The 16,564-nt window shown below is 43.2% G+C and carries 16 protein-coding genes; 15 read left to right on the top strand and 1 reads right to left on the bottom strand.

Annotated features, from left to right (window positions below):
- Positions 1–2 precede the first annotated feature (2 nt).
- The 11 genes from priA (at position 3) to spoVM (ending at position 12,049) form a co-directional block, all read left to right on the top strand.
- On the top strand, positions 3–2,414 hold the full coding sequence (gene priA / locus BIV59_RS00395; RefSeq protein ID WP_071349450.1) for a primosomal protein N': 2,412 nt from the start codon (positions 3–5) through the stop codon (positions 2,412–2,414).
- A gap of 383 nt (positions 2,415–2,797) precedes the next feature.
- Entirely contained in the window at positions 2,798–3,283 is a 486-nt protein-coding gene (gene def, locus BIV59_RS00400) for a peptide deformylase (RefSeq protein ID WP_071349451.1), read from the top strand.
- Positions 3,280–4,239 carry a methionyl-tRNA formyltransferase gene (gene fmt / locus BIV59_RS00405; protein WP_071349452.1) on the top strand — a complete coding sequence of 320 codons (960 nt, stop codon included), beginning with the start codon at positions 3,280–3,282 and terminating at the stop codon, positions 4,237–4,239. The genes def and fmt overlap by 4 nt, the downstream gene beginning before the upstream one ends.
- Entirely contained in the window at positions 4,226–5,575 is a 1,350-nt protein-coding gene (rsmB, locus tag BIV59_RS00410) for a 16S rRNA (cytosine(967)-C(5))-methyltransferase RsmB (RefSeq protein WP_071349453.1), read from the top strand. Before fmt ends, rsmB begins: the two co-directional genes overlap by 14 nt.
- Complete coding sequence (gene rlmN, locus BIV59_RS00415) at positions 5,576–6,667, top strand: dual-specificity RNA methyltransferase RlmN (RefSeq protein ID WP_071349454.1); 1,092 nt, start codon at positions 5,576–5,578, stop codon at positions 6,665–6,667.
- Positions 6,668–6,671: 4 nt separating this feature from the next.
- Positions 6,672–7,421 (top strand): Stp1/IreP family PP2C-type Ser/Thr phosphatase, encoded by a 750-nt coding sequence (locus BIV59_RS00420; protein WP_071349455.1) that lies wholly within the window; start codon positions 6,672–6,674, stop codon positions 7,419–7,421.
- A 5-nt stretch (positions 7,422–7,426) separates the two neighbouring features.
- Entirely contained in the window at positions 7,427–9,451 is a 2,025-nt protein-coding gene (gene pknB, locus BIV59_RS00425; RefSeq protein WP_071349456.1) for a Stk1 family PASTA domain-containing Ser/Thr kinase, read from the top strand.
- Between the two features lie 21 nt (positions 9,452–9,472).
- Positions 9,473–10,354 (top strand): ribosome small subunit-dependent GTPase A, encoded by an 882-nt coding sequence (gene rsgA, locus BIV59_RS00430; RefSeq protein ID WP_071349457.1) that lies wholly within the window; start codon positions 9,473–9,475, stop codon positions 10,352–10,354.
- Between the two features lie 2 nt (positions 10,355–10,356).
- Positions 10,357–11,001, top strand: coding sequence for a ribulose-phosphate 3-epimerase (rpe, locus tag BIV59_RS00435; protein WP_071349458.1), 645 nt, complete (start codon positions 10,357–10,359; stop codon positions 10,999–11,001).
- A gap of 197 nt (positions 11,002–11,198) precedes the next feature.
- Entirely contained in the window at positions 11,199–11,852 is a 654-nt protein-coding gene (locus BIV59_RS00440) for a thiamine diphosphokinase (protein WP_071349459.1), read from the top strand.
- Between the two features lie 116 nt (positions 11,853–11,968).
- The gene (spoVM, locus tag BIV59_RS00445; protein WP_046522178.1) at positions 11,969–12,049 is read left to right on the top strand and encodes a stage V sporulation protein SpoVM; all 81 of its coding nucleotides are present in this window, start codon (positions 11,969–11,971) and stop codon (positions 12,047–12,049) included.
- 211 nt (positions 12,050–12,260) lie between these two features.
- Here spoVM and rpmB read toward each other — a convergent pair whose 3' ends face one another.
- Entirely contained in the window at positions 12,261–12,449 is a 189-nt protein-coding gene (rpmB, locus tag BIV59_RS00450; protein ID WP_028392895.1) for a 50S ribosomal protein L28, read from the bottom strand.
- Between the two features lie 250 nt (positions 12,450–12,699).
- On the opposite strand from rpmB, the gene BIV59_RS00455 reads away from it, so the two are divergent.
- The 4 genes from BIV59_RS00455 to sdaAA all read left to right on the top strand — a co-directional run bounded on the left by BIV59_RS00455 (position 12,700) and on the right by sdaAA (position 16,556).
- Positions 12,700–13,062, top strand: coding sequence for an Asp23/Gls24 family envelope stress response protein (locus tag BIV59_RS00455; protein WP_071349460.1), 363 nt, complete (start codon positions 12,700–12,702; stop codon positions 13,060–13,062).
- Positions 13,063–13,077: 15 nt separating this feature from the next.
- Entirely contained in the window at positions 13,078–14,751 is a 1,674-nt protein-coding gene (locus tag BIV59_RS00460) for a DAK2 domain-containing protein (RefSeq protein ID WP_071349461.1), read from the top strand.
- 203 nt (positions 14,752–14,954) lie between these two features.
- Positions 14,955–15,617, top strand: a complete 663-nt coding sequence (sdaAB, locus tag BIV59_RS00465; protein WP_071349462.1) for an L-serine ammonia-lyase, iron-sulfur-dependent subunit beta — start codon at positions 14,955–14,957, stop codon at positions 15,615–15,617.
- A gap of 54 nt (positions 15,618–15,671) precedes the next feature.
- Positions 15,672–16,556 (top strand): L-serine ammonia-lyase, iron-sulfur-dependent, subunit alpha, encoded by an 885-nt coding sequence (gene sdaAA, locus BIV59_RS00470; RefSeq protein ID WP_071349463.1) that lies wholly within the window; start codon positions 15,672–15,674, stop codon positions 16,554–16,556.
- Positions 16,557–16,564 lie beyond the last annotated feature (8 nt).

Below are 16,564 nucleotides of genomic sequence, written 5' to 3' on the forward strand. Positions count from 1 at the left end.
TCATGAATATAGCCTCGGTTATCGTTGATGTTCCTGCTAAACAGACAGACAGGGAATTCGATTACCGGATTCCTGATAAATGGATAGATGCAATCAGGCCAGGGATGAGGGTTATTGTCCCTTTTGGCCCGCGGATGGTCCAAGGGTTCGTTACTGCCTTAAAATCCGCCAGTGAGTTTGGAAAGCTGAGGGAAATAAAAGAACCTATGGATCTTGAGCCTGTTTTGAATGATGAACTTTTGAGTCTTGGAGACTGGCTGACGGAGGAAACGATGTGCTTTAAGATATCTGCCCTGCAATCCATGCTTCCGGCAGCAATGAAAGCCAAGTATGAAAAAGTGCTCCATGCTCCTCCAGGCAAACAAGAAACTCTGCATCCGGCCATCAAGCAATTGCTTGATCGAAACGGCTCTATAGAATGGAATGAAGCATTAAACTCAAATCATATGGCATTGCTCCAGGGAGAAGTCCAAAAAGGAAATCTGGAGCTGGTTTACCATGTGAAAAACAGGACTAATAAAAAAACGGCCCGTTATATCAAGCCGCTCCTTTCTCCTGAAGAGCTGGAGGAATTTGATAAAACGCTATCGCAGAATTCAAAAAAACAGCGGGCTGTTGTCAGGTTTTTCATCATCAGCCCTGAAAAAATCAGCTTAAAGGAGCTTACGGAAAAAACGAATGCCTCCACAAGTACCATTAAGGCGCTTGAAGATAAGAAAATCCTTGCTGAAACAGAAGAGGAAATTTACCGCAATCCTTATCAAGACAGGGTATTCGAAAGAACAAAGCCTTTTGACCTGACAGACGAACAAGCAGTTGCGCTAAAGCCGGTGGTCTCGGCTATCGAAGCTGAAAAACATGAAGTATTCCTTTTGTATGGCGTGACTGGAAGCGGCAAAACGGAAATTTATCTCCAGGCTATTGATTCGGTTTTGCAAAAAGGAAAAGAAGCAATTATGCTTGTTCCTGAAATATCCCTGACTCCTCAAACAGTCAAGCGTTTTAAGGAACGTTTCGGTGAACAGGTGGCGGTCATGCACAGCGGGCTGTCTGCGGGAGAAAAATATGATGAGTGGAGAAAAATACACCGCAAGGAAGTAAAGGTTGTTGTAGGAGCACGTTCTGCTGTTTTTGCTCCATTTGAAAATTTGGGGATTATCATAATAGATGAAGAACATGAATCAAGCTATAAACAGGAAGAAACTCCAAGATACCATGCCAGGGATGCTGCAATTGAAAGGGCTCTTTCCCATAAGTGCCCAGTGATCTTAGGCAGTGCGACTCCTGCACTGGAATCCTTTGCACGGGGGCAAAAAGGTGTGTACACCCTTTTGACTCTAACTAAGAGGATGAACAATCATGCCATGCCTTCTGTCCAGATTGTGGATATGAGAGAAGAACTCCGTTCAGGAAACAGGTCTATGTTTTCAGAAATCCTTTTTGAGAAGATGAAAGATCGTGTGGAAAAGGGAGAACAAATGGTACTGCTCTTAAATAAAAGAGGCCACTCATCCTTTGTTATGTGCCGGAGCTGCGGCATCGTACTGAACTGCCCCAACTGCGACATATCGCTGACCTATCACCGCTTTAATGACTCCCTTAAGTGCCACTACTGCGGACATGAAGAAGGCATGCCGTCTATTTGTCCAGAATGCTCAAGCGACCATATCCGGTTTTTTGGTACAGGCACCCAAAAGGTGGAGGAGGAGCTGGTAAAGCTTTTACCCCAAGCGAGGGTTATCCGGATGGATGTTGATACAACAAGCAGAAAAGGTTCACATGAGCGCCTGCTTACGGCGTTTGGAGAGGGAAAGGCAGATATCCTCCTCGGAACCCAAATGATTGCCAAGGGGCTCGATTTTCCTAATATTACTCTTGTGGGTGTGCTCTCGGCAGATACCATGCTTCATTTGCCGGATTTCCGTTCTTCTGAAAAAACGTTCCAGCTGCTGACCCAGGTTAGCGGCAGAGCAGGACGGCATGAATTAGAAGGGGAAGTTATCATACAGACCTACACTCCTGAACACTACAGCATTGAATTATCAGGCACACAGAATTATGATGCTTTCTATGAACGGGAAATGATGATCAGGAGACAAAATCATTATCCGCCATATTACTATGTAGCACTTGTTACGGTTTCTCATGAGGATTTAATGAAAGCCGTGTCCACTACCGAAAAAATCACAAAGTATCTAAGTACAGGCTTGAGCAGCAAATCAATCATTCTAGGGCCGGTTGCTTCTCCAATTACCCGGATTAACAATAGATATCGCTATCAATGTCTGATAAAATACAAAAGGGAACCGATGCTGCCCAAGCTCATGAGAACCATTCTGGAGCACTACCAGCAGGAAACATCACAGCATCACCTTCAGATTTCAATTGACTTAAAACCTCAAATCATGATGTAAACAGAACGAACTAAAAAATATACATGAATGCCATTCTTTAGCCCGGCCCATTATAATAATAATTAAAGCCTTCCTGAAAAACGGTCATCAGGAAGGCTTGTCTTTTGGCAAAATGCGTGTACCTTAATCTTTTGGAATGGGGTCACGAAGACGTTGCCGCGGGACGAGGCGAGGCGTTCTTAGTCTTTGTTCCTCTAAACAGGCACTTACGCTTTTTTTGGGATGAAGATTTTTGTTTTTTAGCTTATAATGGTTTCTAGTTGTTGAGACTTCAGTTTCCTGCCGGCTGCCTGTTTTGTTTACGGAAGCCGGCTGATTAATTAAAATAGGGTTGTTTTAAGCGGAGACCGTGTGCTGTTTTCTAATAGGAGGTTTATTATATATTGGCTATATTACCGATTGTGATGTTTCCGGATAAAATTCTGGAACAAAAATGTGATAAAGTTACAAGTTTTGACCGAAATTTGGCCAAGCTGCTAAATAATATGCACGAAACGATGATTGAAGCTGATGGCGTGGGGCTGGCTGCTCCGCAAATCGGCTTGAGGAAAATGATTGCTGTAGTCGAGATTGATGATGAATCAGGTGTAATAGAATTAATCAACCCTGTTATTGTCGAACAGGATGGAGAACAAACGGGACCTGAAGGATGCCTTAGTTTTCCTGATATTTATGGAGAAGTGAAACGAGCTTACAAAATAAAGGTTCAGGCACAGGACAGAAAAGGCCGTCACTACGAAATCGAAGCAGAGGATTTTCTGGCAAGGGCGATCCAGCATGAAATAGACCATTTAAATGGCATTTTATTTACAAGCAAAATTACACATTATTTAACACAAGAAGAATTGGAAGGATATGATGGAGAATGACAAAAATTGTTTTTATGGGAACGCCTGATTTTTCGGTGCCAGTCCTTCAGCGGCTTATCACGGATGGATATGAAGTGATCGGAGTTGTCACCCAGCCTGACCGCCCTGTTGGAAGAAAAAGGGTCCTTACACCGCCGCCGGTCAAAATCGAAGCAGAAAAACACGGAATCCCTGTATTTCAGCCGGAAAAAATCCGTGTGAAAGAAGAATTGGATAAAATAATCTCATTAAAACCGGATTTAGTCGTTACAGCGGCTTTTGGACAGATTCTTCCTAATGAACTTCTTGATTCCCCGACATTAGGCTGCATCAATGTGCATGCCTCACTGCTTCCGGAACTAAGAGGAGGAGCTCCAATCCATTACGCAATCCTTCAGGGGAAAGAAAAAACCGGCATAACGATCATGTATATGGCGGAAAAATTGGATGCCGGAGATATTCTGACCAAAGCGGTAGTGGATATAGAGGAAAATGATAATGTAGGGACGCTGCATGAAAAGCTAAGTGCTGCAGGAGCTGATTTATTATCTGAAACCATTCCTAAACTCATCAAGGGTGAATTGTCCCCTATTAAACAAAATGATGAAGAGGCTACATTTGCACCAAATATAAAGCGTGCTGATGAGAAAATAAAATGGGATCAATCAGGTGAAGATATTTATAATCAAATTCGCGGGTTGAATCCTTGGCCGATCGCTTACACTTTGATGAACGGGGAAGTTTTAAAAATCTGGGAAGCGGCAAAACTGCATACTGACAAGGAAAAAGCTCCAGGTGAAATTATTTCAATCGAAGATAATGGGATTTTAGTAGCAACCGGAAATAAGACTGCCGTATTGATCACGGAGCTGCAGCCTTCCGGGAAGAAAAGAATGAGTTCAAAAGATTACTTGCGCGGTGCCGGTTCGTTTATTACAGCCGGATTGAAGTTAGGAGTAGAGAATGAGTCAAAATAAGAAAAATGTCCGTGAAATAGCATTGGATGTTATAGAATCAGTTGAAAAAAATCAGGCATACAGTAACTTATTGCTGAACACTGTCATTAATAAAAATAAGCTGTCCCAAGCAGACAGCGCACTGCTTACGGAAATTGCCTATGGCACCATACAAAGGAAAATGACACTGGATTATTATTTGCAGCCGTTTATCAAGAACCAAAAGAAAACACTTTCCTGGGTCATCAATCTTCTGAGGCTGTCGTTGTATCAAACCATCTACCTAGACAAGGTCCCTGATCATGCGATTATTTTCGAAGCTGTGGAAATTGCCAAGAAGCGCGGCCATAAGGGGATTTCCTCTATGGTAAATGGAGTGCTGAGAAACATTCAGCGAAATGGCGTTCCTTCATTGGAAGATATTGAAGACGATGCAAAAAAGATATCCATATCAACAAGCACCCCCGAATGGCTTGTTGAACGCTGGATTGGACAGCTTGGGAAAGAAAGAACGGAAGAAATGTGCGAGCTGAACCTGATACCCCCAGTACAGACAGCGAGGGTAAATACGAAAAAAATTACCAGGGATGAGCTGATCAGCGCATTAACAGAGGAAGGGTTTCAAGTCGAGAGAAGTACCATCATTCCTGAAGCAATACATTCCCTTAGCGGAAATCTAGCTCATTCTGAAAGCTATTCAATGGGTCTTCTTTCCATTCAGGATGAGAGCTCCATGATGGCTGCATATGCACTAGGAGCCAGCGGCAATGATATGGTCCTTGATTGCTGTGCGGCACCTGGAGGCAAAACGACTCATATTGCGGAAGGTTTGTCGACTGGGCAGGTTACTGCTCTTGATCTTCATGAACATAAAGTGAAGTTGATTAAAGAACAATCGGAACGGCTGGGTCTAAGGAATATTAAAGTTTTGGCATATGACAGCAGGAAAGTGCAGGAAGTTTTTAATAAGGAAGGATTTGACCGGATCCTTGTTGATGCCCCATGTTCAGGACTTGGCGTCATGCGCAGAAAGCCTGATGTAAAGTATACAAAATCAAAAGATGATATAATGAGGCTGTCCGTCATTCAGCAAAACCTTCTAGAGGCAGCTGCACCGCTCCTCAAAAAGGGTGGAAGGCTGATTTACAGCACATGCACAGTAGACAGGGAAGAAAATGATGAAGTCGCAGAAGCGTTTTTGGCGGCTAATCCCGATTTTGAAATGGATACGGAATTGAAGGACAGAATGCCGGATGGAATTAAACCATTCGCAGTTAATCATAAAATCCAGGTATTGCCTCAGGATTTTGGCGGCGATGGCTTTTTCATTGCCAGCTTTAGAAAGAAGGTACAGTAAATGGCAGAAGTGTTAACAGTAAGAAATAAAGAAGAAAAATCACAGGAGAAGCCGTCCATCTATTCACTTGAGCTGCATCAGTTAAGAGAGTGGCTTTCAGAAAACGGTGAAAAGCCATTCAGGGCAGAACAGGTATATGACTGGCTATACAAAAAAAGAGTCGGAAGCTTTGAAGAAATGTCCAATTTAAATAAAGGGCTGCGCGACAAATTAGAGGACAGCTTTTCCATAACAACTCTAAATACATTAATACAGCAAACATCAAATGATGGCACGATCAAGTTTTTATTCGAACTCCATGACGGGTATTCCATTGAAACTGTTTTAATGCGCCATGAATACGGTAATTCAGTTTGTGTCACGACACAGGTAGGGTGCCGTATTGGCTGTACATTCTGTGCTTCCACGCTTGGTGGATTAAAACGGAATCTTGAAGCAGGAGAAATCGTTGCACAAGTCGTAAAAGTACAGCAGGCGCTCGATGAAACTGGCGAAAGAGTAAGTTCTGTCGTTATAATGGGTATAGGTGAACCATTTGACAATTATGACCATATGCTTTCATTCCTGAAAAATATTAATCACGAAAAAGGATTGAATATTGGTGCCCGCCATATCACGGTTTCAACGAGCGGAATCATACCCAAAATTTATAAGTTTGCGGATGAAGAAATGCAGATAAACTTCGCCATTTCCCTGCATGCCCCAAATTCAGAGCTTAGAAGCAAGCTTATGCCGATCAACCGTGCCTATAAGCTTCCAGATCTTATCGAAGCTGTGAAATATTATACAGAAAAGACAGGCAGAAGAATCAGCTTTGAATATGGCCTGTTTGGCGGTGAAAATGATCAGGTAGAGCATGCAGAAGAGCTTGCAAGGCTGATTAAAGGCATTAAGTGCCATGTGAATTTAATTCCGGTTAACTATGTGCCGGAACGCAACTATGTGAGAACACCTCGGGAACAAATTTTCCTTTTTGAAAAAACGCTGAAAAACCATGGTGTCAACGTTACGATCCGCAGGGAACAAGGCTCGGATATTGACGCTGCATGCGGCCAGCTTCGGGCTAAGGAGCGAAAAGAAGAGACGAGGTGAACCTATGAAGGCAATATTTATGACAGACAGAGGAAAGGTCCGCCAGCATAATGAAGATAATGGCGGTATCTTTCTTAATCCGCAAGGCGTCCGCCATGCCATCGTTGCAGATGGCATGGGCGGCCACCGTGCCGGTGATGTTGCCAGTGAAATGACGATAGATTATATGAGCAAAAGCTGGTCGCAGTCTGTTGACATTCTATCTCCGGATGATGCAGAGGACTGGTTTCGCGACCACATAGTCAAAGTGAACAAACTGCTGTTTGAGCATTCGGAAAAGAACACGGAATGCCAGGGCATGGGTACAACCATTGTTGCTGCCATATGTACGGAGGCTTTTATTACGATTGCCAATATAGGTGACAGCAGATGTTATTTATTTGACGGAAGCGAATTCAGGCAGGTTACTGAAGATCATTCTTTAGTTAATGAACTTGTCCGTTCTGGGCAGATTTCGAGGGAAGATGCAGAGCATCATCCGCGGAAGAATGTTTTATTGCGCGCTTTGGGAACAGAATTATATGTGGAGATTGATATAACGACCATTTACATGGATCAGGGCAGCATGCTTTTATTATGCTCTGACGGCCTGTCCAATAAACTAAATGCAGATGATATGAAGAATATTGTGCTGAGAGAAAAGCAGCTCCAGGATAAAGCGGATTCTTTGATCGGCCAGGCCAATCAAAATGGCGGAGAAGACAATATCACCCTAGTGCTTGTTGAATTTTCGAATGAAAGCGAAAGCGGGTGAGCGGTATGCTGATCGGTAAAAGAATTAATGGCCGCTACAAGCTGTTGGATATGGTTGGCGGCGGAGGAATGGCCAATGTGTACCTGGCAAGGGATATGATCCTTGAACGCGAGGTGGCATTAAAAATTCTGCGAATGGATTTTAACAATGATGAAGAATTCATCAAACGTTTTAATCGTGAAGCCCAATCCGCAACTAGTCTTGCCCACCCCAATATTGTGAGCATATATGACGTCGGGGAAGAAGACGATATCTATTATATCGTTATGGAATATGTTAATGGCCTGACATTAAAGCAATACATACAAAAGCATTATCCTGTTCCGATAAGAAAAGCGCTTGATATTATGAAACAAATCACAGCAGCCATTTCACATGCCCATCATAACGGCATTATCCACAGGGATATTAAGCCGCAAAACATTCTTATTGATGAACAGGGAACCGTAAAGATCACGGACTTTGGCATTGCCATGGCACTCAGTTCCACAAATATTACCCAGACAAATGCTGTACTGGGATCCGTCCATTACCTTTCTCCAGAACAGGCACGAGGAGGAATGGCAAATAAAAAGTCAGATATTTACTCGCTTGGGATTGTTATGTTTGAACTTCTGACAGGAAGGCTGCCGTTTTCCGGGGAGTCGGCTGTGTCTATTGCCCTTAAACATCTTCAGTCAGAAACCCCGTCGCCAAAACGCTGGAATCCGGCAATCCCGCAAAGCGTAGAAAATATTATTCTAAAAGCCACTGCCAAGGACTCTTATTACCGCTATGAAAGTGTAGATGCATTGGAAGAGGATATCAGAACTGCACTTGACCCTGAAAGGCAGAATGAAAAGCCCTTCATCATTCCAATGGATGATGATGCTACCAAAGCCATCCCGATCATAACCCAAGACAGTATTTCCAATTATGATGAAACTATTGTCAGAGGACACGGAAAGTCTGCAGATCCTGTTGATAAACAGGCAGGAGCCGAGGAACCGGAGCCTGCGGTGAAACCGGATGGAAAAAAGCTTAACAACAAGAAGAAAAAGAAAACTAATACCAAGAAAAGACGGAAAAGGCTGCCTATTATTCTAGTCACTACTTTTGTGGTATTAGCCTTGCTTGGAGTAATGGCCCTTACAGTATTCCCTAACCTGTTTGCTGCAAAAGAAATTAAGATTCCAAGTGTTAAAAATGAAAATCTTGATGATGCAATGACTCTTTTGCTCGATAAGGGATTGGCAATAGGAAAAACTATAAAGCTTGAAGATGAAGATGTACCAGATGGAAAGGTGATCAAAACAGATCCTGCAGAAGGCCAGGTAGTCAAAGAAGGAACCGAAGTGAATATCTACCAAAGTATTGGCAGGGAAAAGACCGATGTCGCGGATTATAGGGACATGGATATCGATGATGTAAGATCCAGCCTTAAAAAGTTGGGTATCAAAGATATAAACGTCACAGAAGAATATGATGACAGCGATGCAGGTACCATCCTTTCGCAATATCCTGGAGCAGGATTGAAAATTGTGCCTTCTGATACAGTGTTTGATTTTACAGTAAGCAAGGGCCCTGAAAAAGTAACTTTACGGGATTTAACAAAGTACAGTAAAGCGAGCCTGGATGATTATGAAGCAGAAACGGGAATTACCATCAATTCAGATAAAGCAGAGTATAATGATGCCATTTCTGAAGGTCTGGTCATATCTCAGTCCCCTTCTGCCGGCACGGAGATTAAAAAAGGCAGCACGGTAAGTGTCATACTTTCAAAAGGGGCCAAGGAACCGCCGCCTAAAACGGTCAGCAAAGAAGTTTCTATCGACTATGAACCGGATACCGAAGGGAAACCCCAGCTGGTGAAAATTTATATAAGTGACCTGACAAGAACCATGAAGGAGCCGGCAGATAGCTTCGAAATCACCAGTCCTGCCAAAAAAACGTTTGAGCTTACAATCCCTTTTAACGATAAAGCAGAAATCAAAGTAATGAGAGACGATCAGGTCATCATGGACGAACAGGTGCCATATCCGGAAGATTGACTTTAAAAAAGGAGTGAGGCTATGCCGGAGGGCAAAATTATAAAAGCACTAAGCGGTTTTTACTATGTGCTGGACGGCGGGAATGTGATTCAATGCCGCGGCAGGGGAGTATTCCGTCTGAATAAAGTGACTCCGCTTGTTGGCGACTCAGTTGTCTATCAGGCTGAAAATCCCACGGACGGCTATATTTTAGAAGTGAAAGACCGGAAAAATGAGCTGGTCAGGCCGCCGATTGCCAATATAGATCAGGCCATCCTTGTATTTTCTGCGGTTGAACCTGACTTCAGCACGGCCCTGCTGGACCGTTTTTTGGCGCTGATAGAAGATAATGAAGTTGAGCCGATAATCTGTATCAGCAAAATGGACTTGCTGCAGGAGTCCAAGGTAAAAGAAATTGAAAAATATATCGCCGATTATATAAAAACAGGATATGCAGTGATCACCACTTCTTCAAAAACAAACGAAGGGATTGAAAAGCTGCAGCCGTATTTACAGGGTAAAACCAGCGTTTTTGCAGGGCAGTCCGGCGTAGGGAAATCATCCTTGCTTAATGCCATGAAGCCCGAACTCAAACTCAAGACAAATGATATCTCCTCACATCTTGGCCGGGGAAAGCACACAACCCGGCATGTTGAACTGATCCATGTAGGTTCTGGACTTGTGGCAGATACGCCCGGCTTCAGTTCGCTTGATTTTCTGGAGATGGAGGCTGAAAGGCTGTCATATTGTTTTCCTGAAATCTATCAGACAGGCGAGCGCTGCAAATTCCGCGGATGCCTTCATGACAAAGAACCAAAGTGTGCAGTAAAAGAAGCTGTAGAAATCGGAGAAATACCTCAATACAGGTACAATCATTATCTGCAGTTTTTAGAAGAAATAAAAGACAGAAAGCCGAGGTACTAAAAATGGTTAAAATCGCACCATCAATCTTATCAGCAGATTTTGCGAAATTGGGGGCAGAAATCACGGATGTCGAAAAAGGAGGAGCAGACTTTATTCATGTTGATGTAATGGATGGAAAGTTTGTTCCGAATATTACCATCGGCCCGCTGATCGTTGAGGCAATCCGTCCAGTTACAAATCTTCCTCTGGATGTTCATTTAATGATTGAAGATCCTGATTCATACATTGAAGCCTTCGCGAAGGCAGGCGCAGATATTCTGACTGTGCATGTAGAGGAATGCAGACATCTGCACCGCACTATCCAATTGATTAAATCTCATGGAGTGAAGGCGGGAGTAGTCTTGAACCCGGCTACTCCCGTTTCGGCTATACAGCATGTTATCAATGACATTGATATGGTATTGCTAATGACTGTGAATCCTGGCTTTGGAGGCCAAAAATTCATTGAATCTGTATTGCCTAAAATTTCTGAAGTCAAAGCATTGGCTGAGGAAAAAGGAGCTGCAATTGACATAGAAGTCGATGGCGGTGTAAATGAGGAAACGGCAAGGCTATGTGTCGAACATGGAGCAACTGTCTTAGTTGCGGGATCGGCTGTTTTTAATCAGGAAGACCGGAAAGCTGCCATCGGAAAACTGCGCAGCTAAACGCAAGAAAGCCGGACTTTAAGCATGTTGTGGTTTATGGCATCACTTGCCTGCCATATATGCTTAAAGGCGGCTTTTTTGTTATAGGCTAAAGATATATATTAACGGGATGTTATGATGATTTGTAAAGGCAGCGGCTGATGCGGCAAACAATAGGCAAAAATAACAGAGCTTAATATAAAAAAGGGAGGTTTAACATGATTATTTGCATGCTGGCAGGAGGACCATTTCATTTATTGCCTGATCTTCTTCCTTATAAAAATAAGGCGGACGTGTGGGTTGGCGCAGACAGAGGTGTGCATCATCTGCTCGAAAGCGGGATTGTTCCTGATGCTGCATTTGGTGACTTTGATTCTGTAACTGCAGGAGAACTGGAAAACATCCAGCAGAAGCTGGAAAATCTGAAGGTATATCCTTCAGAGAAAAATGAGTCTGACCTGGAGCTTGCCTTTCAATGGGCAATAAGGCAAAAACCAGATGAAATTTATATATTGGGGGCAACAGGAGGGCGGCTGGACCACTTTTTCGGAAACATGCAGCTTCTGCTTAAAGAATCAATCCTTCCGCTGCATAACTCAATTTCCATATACATAGCAGATAAACAAAATATAATTACGGTTAAAACACCGGGAACTTATCAAATCAGCCGTGATCCCGAAAAAAAATACATTTCCTTTATCCCGGCAGCAAGCTGTATTGAAGGGTTAACGCTTGAAGGCTTTAAGTATCCGCTCAAAAACTGCCGTGTAAAGAGAGGCTCTACTCTTTGCGTCAGCAATGAACTAATTTCTGATATTGGTCATCTTTCCTTTACTGAAGGCATATTATTGGTGATAAGAAGCAGTGATTAAAATTCACGCTTGAATGAGGATACGGACTTATTTTATTTCCTATATCCCTATTTTGGCTTATCTCGTAAAATGCAGATTCGCTTGTTAAAAGAAGCGGTTTACAGAGGAGGGGCATTATGAAATTTTATACAATTAAGCTGCCAAAGGTGCTGGGAGGTCTGGTAAGGGCCATGCTTGGAGCGTTTAAAAAAGGCTGACATAATGCAAAACTGCTATAGCATCCTCTGCGGGGGGTGCTATTTTTTGATGCTTCAGATTAATCTATAAGCTAAAGGAGGATCGAAAAAGGCTGGAGGCATGTTTTATCTTGTTTCACTGAACCGGCAAGGGGCGGAGGGAAAAGGACGGACAAACAGGTAGTGTTACAAAATAGAAAAAAGGCATCCTTTCTGGAAGGATGCCTGTACATTATACGCGTTCTACTTTGCCTGATTTAAGAGCTCTTGCAGAAACGTATACACGTTTAGGTTTGCCATCAACTAAAATACGCACCTTTTGAAGATTAGCGCCCCAAGTACGCTTGTTAGCGTTCATTGCGTGTGAGCGTTTGTTACCAGAACGAGTTTTTCTTCCTGTGATTACACATTGACGTGCCATGTTAAATTCCCTCCTAACTACAGCAAGCTTAAGTTACAATCAATCTTAAGTCTTTAGAAATACTTTAATAATTTACCATACCTAAAACGATAATGCAATACTTCTGTGTATTACTTTCAAGAAAAATACCTTGACATAGACTTAGGGGGATTGATTTATAATAGTACCGTAAGACAATAGCTTTTAAATGACCTGACATTATAGTAAAATGTTTTATAGCTAATAAGAGTTTTGGGAGGGGGAACGTATTATGTCAATCGAATTACAAACGAAATTTGGGCAAATTGATATATCAACAGATGTCATTGCCACTGTAGCAGGCGGCGCGGCTGTAGATTGCTACGGAATAGTCGGAATGGCATCCAAGAAACAGTTAAAGGATGGTATTGCAGAAATCCTGAGAAGAGAAAACTTCACTAAAGGTGTAATCGTCCGTCAGGAAAATGGCCAAGTGCATATCGATATGTTTATCATCGTAAGCTATGGAACCAAGATTTCCGAGATTGCGCATAATGTACAATCGAAAGTAAAATACACCCTGGACAAGACGGTAGGGTTAGCTGTGGACTCTGTAAATATTTTTGTACAGGGAGTCCGCGTGACGAACCTTTAGTTAGGAGGAAAGTTAGTGTCTATTACGAATTTAAACGGAAAACATTTTGCGGAAATGATTATTCAGGGTGCCAACCATTTGGCGGCCAATGCAAAAATGGTGGATGCATTGAATGTTTTCCCGGTTCCGGATGGAGATACCGGAACGAATATGAATTTATCTATGACTTCCGGAGCGAAGGAAGTAAAAAATAATGTTCAAGAACATATCGGGAAAGTTGGAGTTTCTTTATCAAGAGGCCTGCTGATGGGGGCTCGCGGCAATTCAGGAGTCATCCTCTCCCAGCTGTTTCGCGGATTTTCCAAATCCATTGAAGCAAAAGCATCCATAAGCAGTACGGAATTTGCCAAAGCTTTTCAAGATGGTGTTGAAACGGCCTACAAAGCTGTCATGAAGCCTGTGGAAGGAACAATCCTTACTGTAGCCAAGGATGCAGCAAAAGCGGGCCTCGCTGCGGCAAAACAGTACACAGACATCATTTCCGTTATGGAGGAAATCACAAAGGAAGCAAGGGCGTCCTTGAACCGCACTCCGGATCTCCTTCCAGTTCTTAAAGAAGTGGGAGTTGTTGACAGCGGAGGCCAGGGCCTTCTCTTAGTATATGAAGGGTTTCTTGCTGAATTGAAAGGCGAGAAACTGCCTGAAACACTAAGTTTTCCTACAATGGATGAACTCGTAAGCGCTGAGCACCATATGAATGTCCAAGGGCATATGAATACTGAGGACATTGTTTACGGATATTGCACAGAATTCATGCTAAGACTGGAAGAAGATAAAACAGCCGAACATCCTTTTGATGAAGATAAATTTAAACTGGATTTAAGTGAGTATGGAGATTCTCTTCTGGTGATTTCTGATGATGAAATTGTGAAAATACATATTCACTCTGAAAAGCCTGGTTCTGTGCTGAATTACGGCCAGCAGTACGGAAGCCTGATTAAACTGAAAATCGATAACATGAGAGAGCAGCATTCCGGCATAGTCGGCGAAACTCATGCTGCCCTTCAGACAGAGAACAAGCCTAAAGAAAAAGAAAAATACGGCATTGTCTCCGTTGCCATGGGATCGGGAATCAGTGAATTATTCAAAAGCATTGGTGCAGATTCCGTGATAGAAGGCGGCCAGACAATGAACCCGAGCACTGAAGATATTGTGAAGGCCATTGAAGAGGCGAATGCCGAAAATGTCATTATACTGCCCAATAATAAGAACATCATAATGGCTGCCCAGCAGGCGGCTGAGGTAGTTAAGGAAAATGTAATAGTCATTCCTTCCAAAACTGTGCCGCAGGGCCTTTCAGCACTTCTGGCATTCAATTCTTCCAGGGGGACTGAAGAAAACCGGAGTGCTATGGCGGAAGCCCTTGCCCATGTGAAAACTGGGCAAGTGACGTATGCTGTACGGGACACGAGCATAGATGGTCTTGAAATCGAAAAAGGAGATTTCATGGGTCTTGAAGAAGGTAAAATAATAGTAAAAAGCAAGAATAAATTAGATGCTGCGAAGGATTTGCTTTCACGTTTGATTGATGAAGATTCCGAAATTCTGACCATTATATCCGGTGAAGAAGCATCACAGGAAGAAGTCAGCGAGCTTGCGGCATATTGCAGCGAAATGTTTGAAGACGTAGAAATAGAATTGCATAATGGAAAACAGCCGTTATATCCTTTTATTTTCTCAATTGAATAAGGGGATTTCCGGAAAATGGACAGGCACCGAGGGCACATCAGTAAAATTCCATTGATGAGCTTTAGAAATGATTTGCTCCTTTAACGGGGAAAGAAGTAAAATAGAACTGCATATGCCAGGAGGCTATGCAGTTTTATTGTGCATGAGGCCGGATATTCCCAGCTTGCAGCAGGAATCAAAGGACTCTATTTAGGAGGCAGAATATGAAATATAAAAGCGTTTTTGATATAATAGGACCAGTGATGATCGGGCCATCAAGTTCCCATACTGCCGGTGCGGCGAGAATTGGCAGGGTTGCCAGGAACTTATTCGGCAGGGAACCAAAATGGGCAGACATATCTTTTTACGGCTCTTTTGCAAAAACCTATAAAGGGCATGGAACGGATGTTGCGATTGTCGGCGGACTTCTGGATTTTGACACCTATGATGAACGTATAAAAGAATCGCTGATCCTGGCAAAAGGAAATGGCATGAAAGTAAAATTCCGTGAAGAAGATGCAGTGATGGACCACCCTAACACAGCGAAAATTGTGATGGGCGACGATGCAGGCGAATTGGAGCTTGTCGGAATATCTATCGGAGGGGGAAAGATTGAAATCATTGAATTGAATGGCTTCCAGCTTAACCTTTCCGGCCACCATCCGGCGATCCTGGTTGTTCATAATGACCGGTTCGGAGCAATTGCAAATGTTTCCAATATACTGGCTAAGCATCAGATCAATATTGGGAAGATGGATGTTTCCCGCAAAGAAAAGGGCAAGATGGCATTAATGACAATTGAAGTTGATCATAATATTGAAAACCATATATTGGAGGAAATAGCAGAAGTACCTGATATTACACAGGTTGCTAGGGTTTCAGATTAATAGGTTAAAAAATATGAAAACGTTTTCAAACGAAAAATGGGGAGGACAATAAAATTGTTTCGTAATGTTGCTGAGCTGGTAGAATTGGCTCAATCTCAGAATAAAAAAATATCCGCTATCATGATTGAACAGGAAATGGAAGTAACGGGCAGGTCCAGGGAACAAGTGATCGAACTTATGGAAACTAATCTGGATGTCATGGAAAAGGCTGTCGAAAGAGGCCTTCAGGGTGTTCAGTCCCATTCCGGACTGACCGGAGGTGACGCAGTACTTCTTCAGGAGTATATAAAAAAAGGGAACTTTCTTTCAGGTGAGCTGCTGCTGGACGCTGTAAGCAAGGCAGTTGCAACCAATGAAGTAAATGCTGCGATGGGAACAATCTGCGCAACACCGACTGCAGGTTCTGCGGGAGTAGTGCCTGGCACATTATTCGCCATCCAAAGGAAGCTTAATCCCACACGCGAGCAGAAGATCGAGTTTTTATTTGCTGCAGGAGCATTCGGCTTTGTAGTGGCAAATAATGCATCCATTTCCGGGGCGGCAGGAGGGTGCCAAGCGGAGGTAGGCTCTGCTTCCGGAATGGCCGCGGCCGCTATTGTGGAAATGGCAGGGGGATCTCCTGCACAAAGTGCGGAGGCTATGGCCATTACACTGAAAAATATGCTGGGTCTTGTATGCGATCCTGTAGCCGGATTGGTTGAAGTGCCCTGCGTGAAGAGAAATGCAATGGGAGCAGCTAATGCCATGGTTGCAGCAGATATGGCATTGGCCGGTATTACGAGCAGAATTCCATGCGATGAGGTTATCGATGCCATGTACAAAATCGGACAAACAATGCCGGTGGCACTGCGGGAAACTGCACAGGGAGGGTTGGCGGCAACACCGACCGGCCGTGAAATTGAGGCCCGGATTTATGGTATTCCGCTAAATAAGAAGTGAGCAAATCA

Source organism: Bacillus sp. MUM 13, from assembly GCF_001866725.1.
In the GTDB taxonomy this organism is placed as follows: domain Bacteria; phylum Bacillota; class Bacilli; order Bacillales; family DSM-1321; genus Peribacillus.

Bases quoted from the DNA above. Each gene is read 5' to 3' on its own strand.
- rsgA (WP_071349457.1), top strand. From the start codon at position 9,473: ATGCCGGAGGGCAAAATTATAAAAGCACTAAGCGGTTTTTACTATGTG.
- rpe (WP_071349458.1), top strand. From the start codon at position 10,357: ATGGTTAAAATCGCACCATCAATCTTATCAGCAGATTTTGCGAAATTG.
- sdaAB (WP_071349462.1), top strand. From the start codon at position 14,955: ATGAAATATAAAAGCGTTTTTGATATAATAGGACCAGTGATGATCGGG.
- fmt (WP_071349452.1), top strand. From the start codon at position 3,280: ATGACAAAAATTGTTTTTATGGGAACGCCTGATTTTTCGGTGCCAGTC.
- BIV59_RS00455 (WP_071349460.1), top strand. From the start codon at position 12,700: ATGTCAATCGAATTACAAACGAAATTTGGGCAAATTGATATATCAACA.
- spoVM (WP_046522178.1), top strand. From the start codon at position 11,969: ATGAAATTTTATACAATTAAGCTGCCAAAGGTGCTGGGAGGTCTGGTA.
- priA (WP_071349450.1), top strand. From the start codon at position 3: ATGAATATAGCCTCGGTTATCGTTGATGTTCCTGCTAAACAGACAGAC.
- rpmB (WP_028392895.1), bottom strand. From the start codon at position 12,449: ATGGCACGTCAATGTGTAATCACAGGAAGAAAAACTCGTTCTGGTAAC.
- rsmB (WP_071349453.1), top strand. From the start codon at position 4,226: ATGAGTCAAAATAAGAAAAATGTCCGTGAAATAGCATTGGATGTTATA.
- pknB (WP_071349456.1), top strand. From the start codon at position 7,427: ATGCTGATCGGTAAAAGAATTAATGGCCGCTACAAGCTGTTGGATATG.
- BIV59_RS00420 (WP_071349455.1), top strand. From the start codon at position 6,672: ATGAAGGCAATATTTATGACAGACAGAGGAAAGGTCCGCCAGCATAAT.
- BIV59_RS00440 (WP_071349459.1), top strand. From the start codon at position 11,199: ATGATTATTTGCATGCTGGCAGGAGGACCATTTCATTTATTGCCTGAT.
- rlmN (WP_071349454.1), top strand. From the start codon at position 5,576: ATGGCAGAAGTGTTAACAGTAAGAAATAAAGAAGAAAAATCACAGGAG.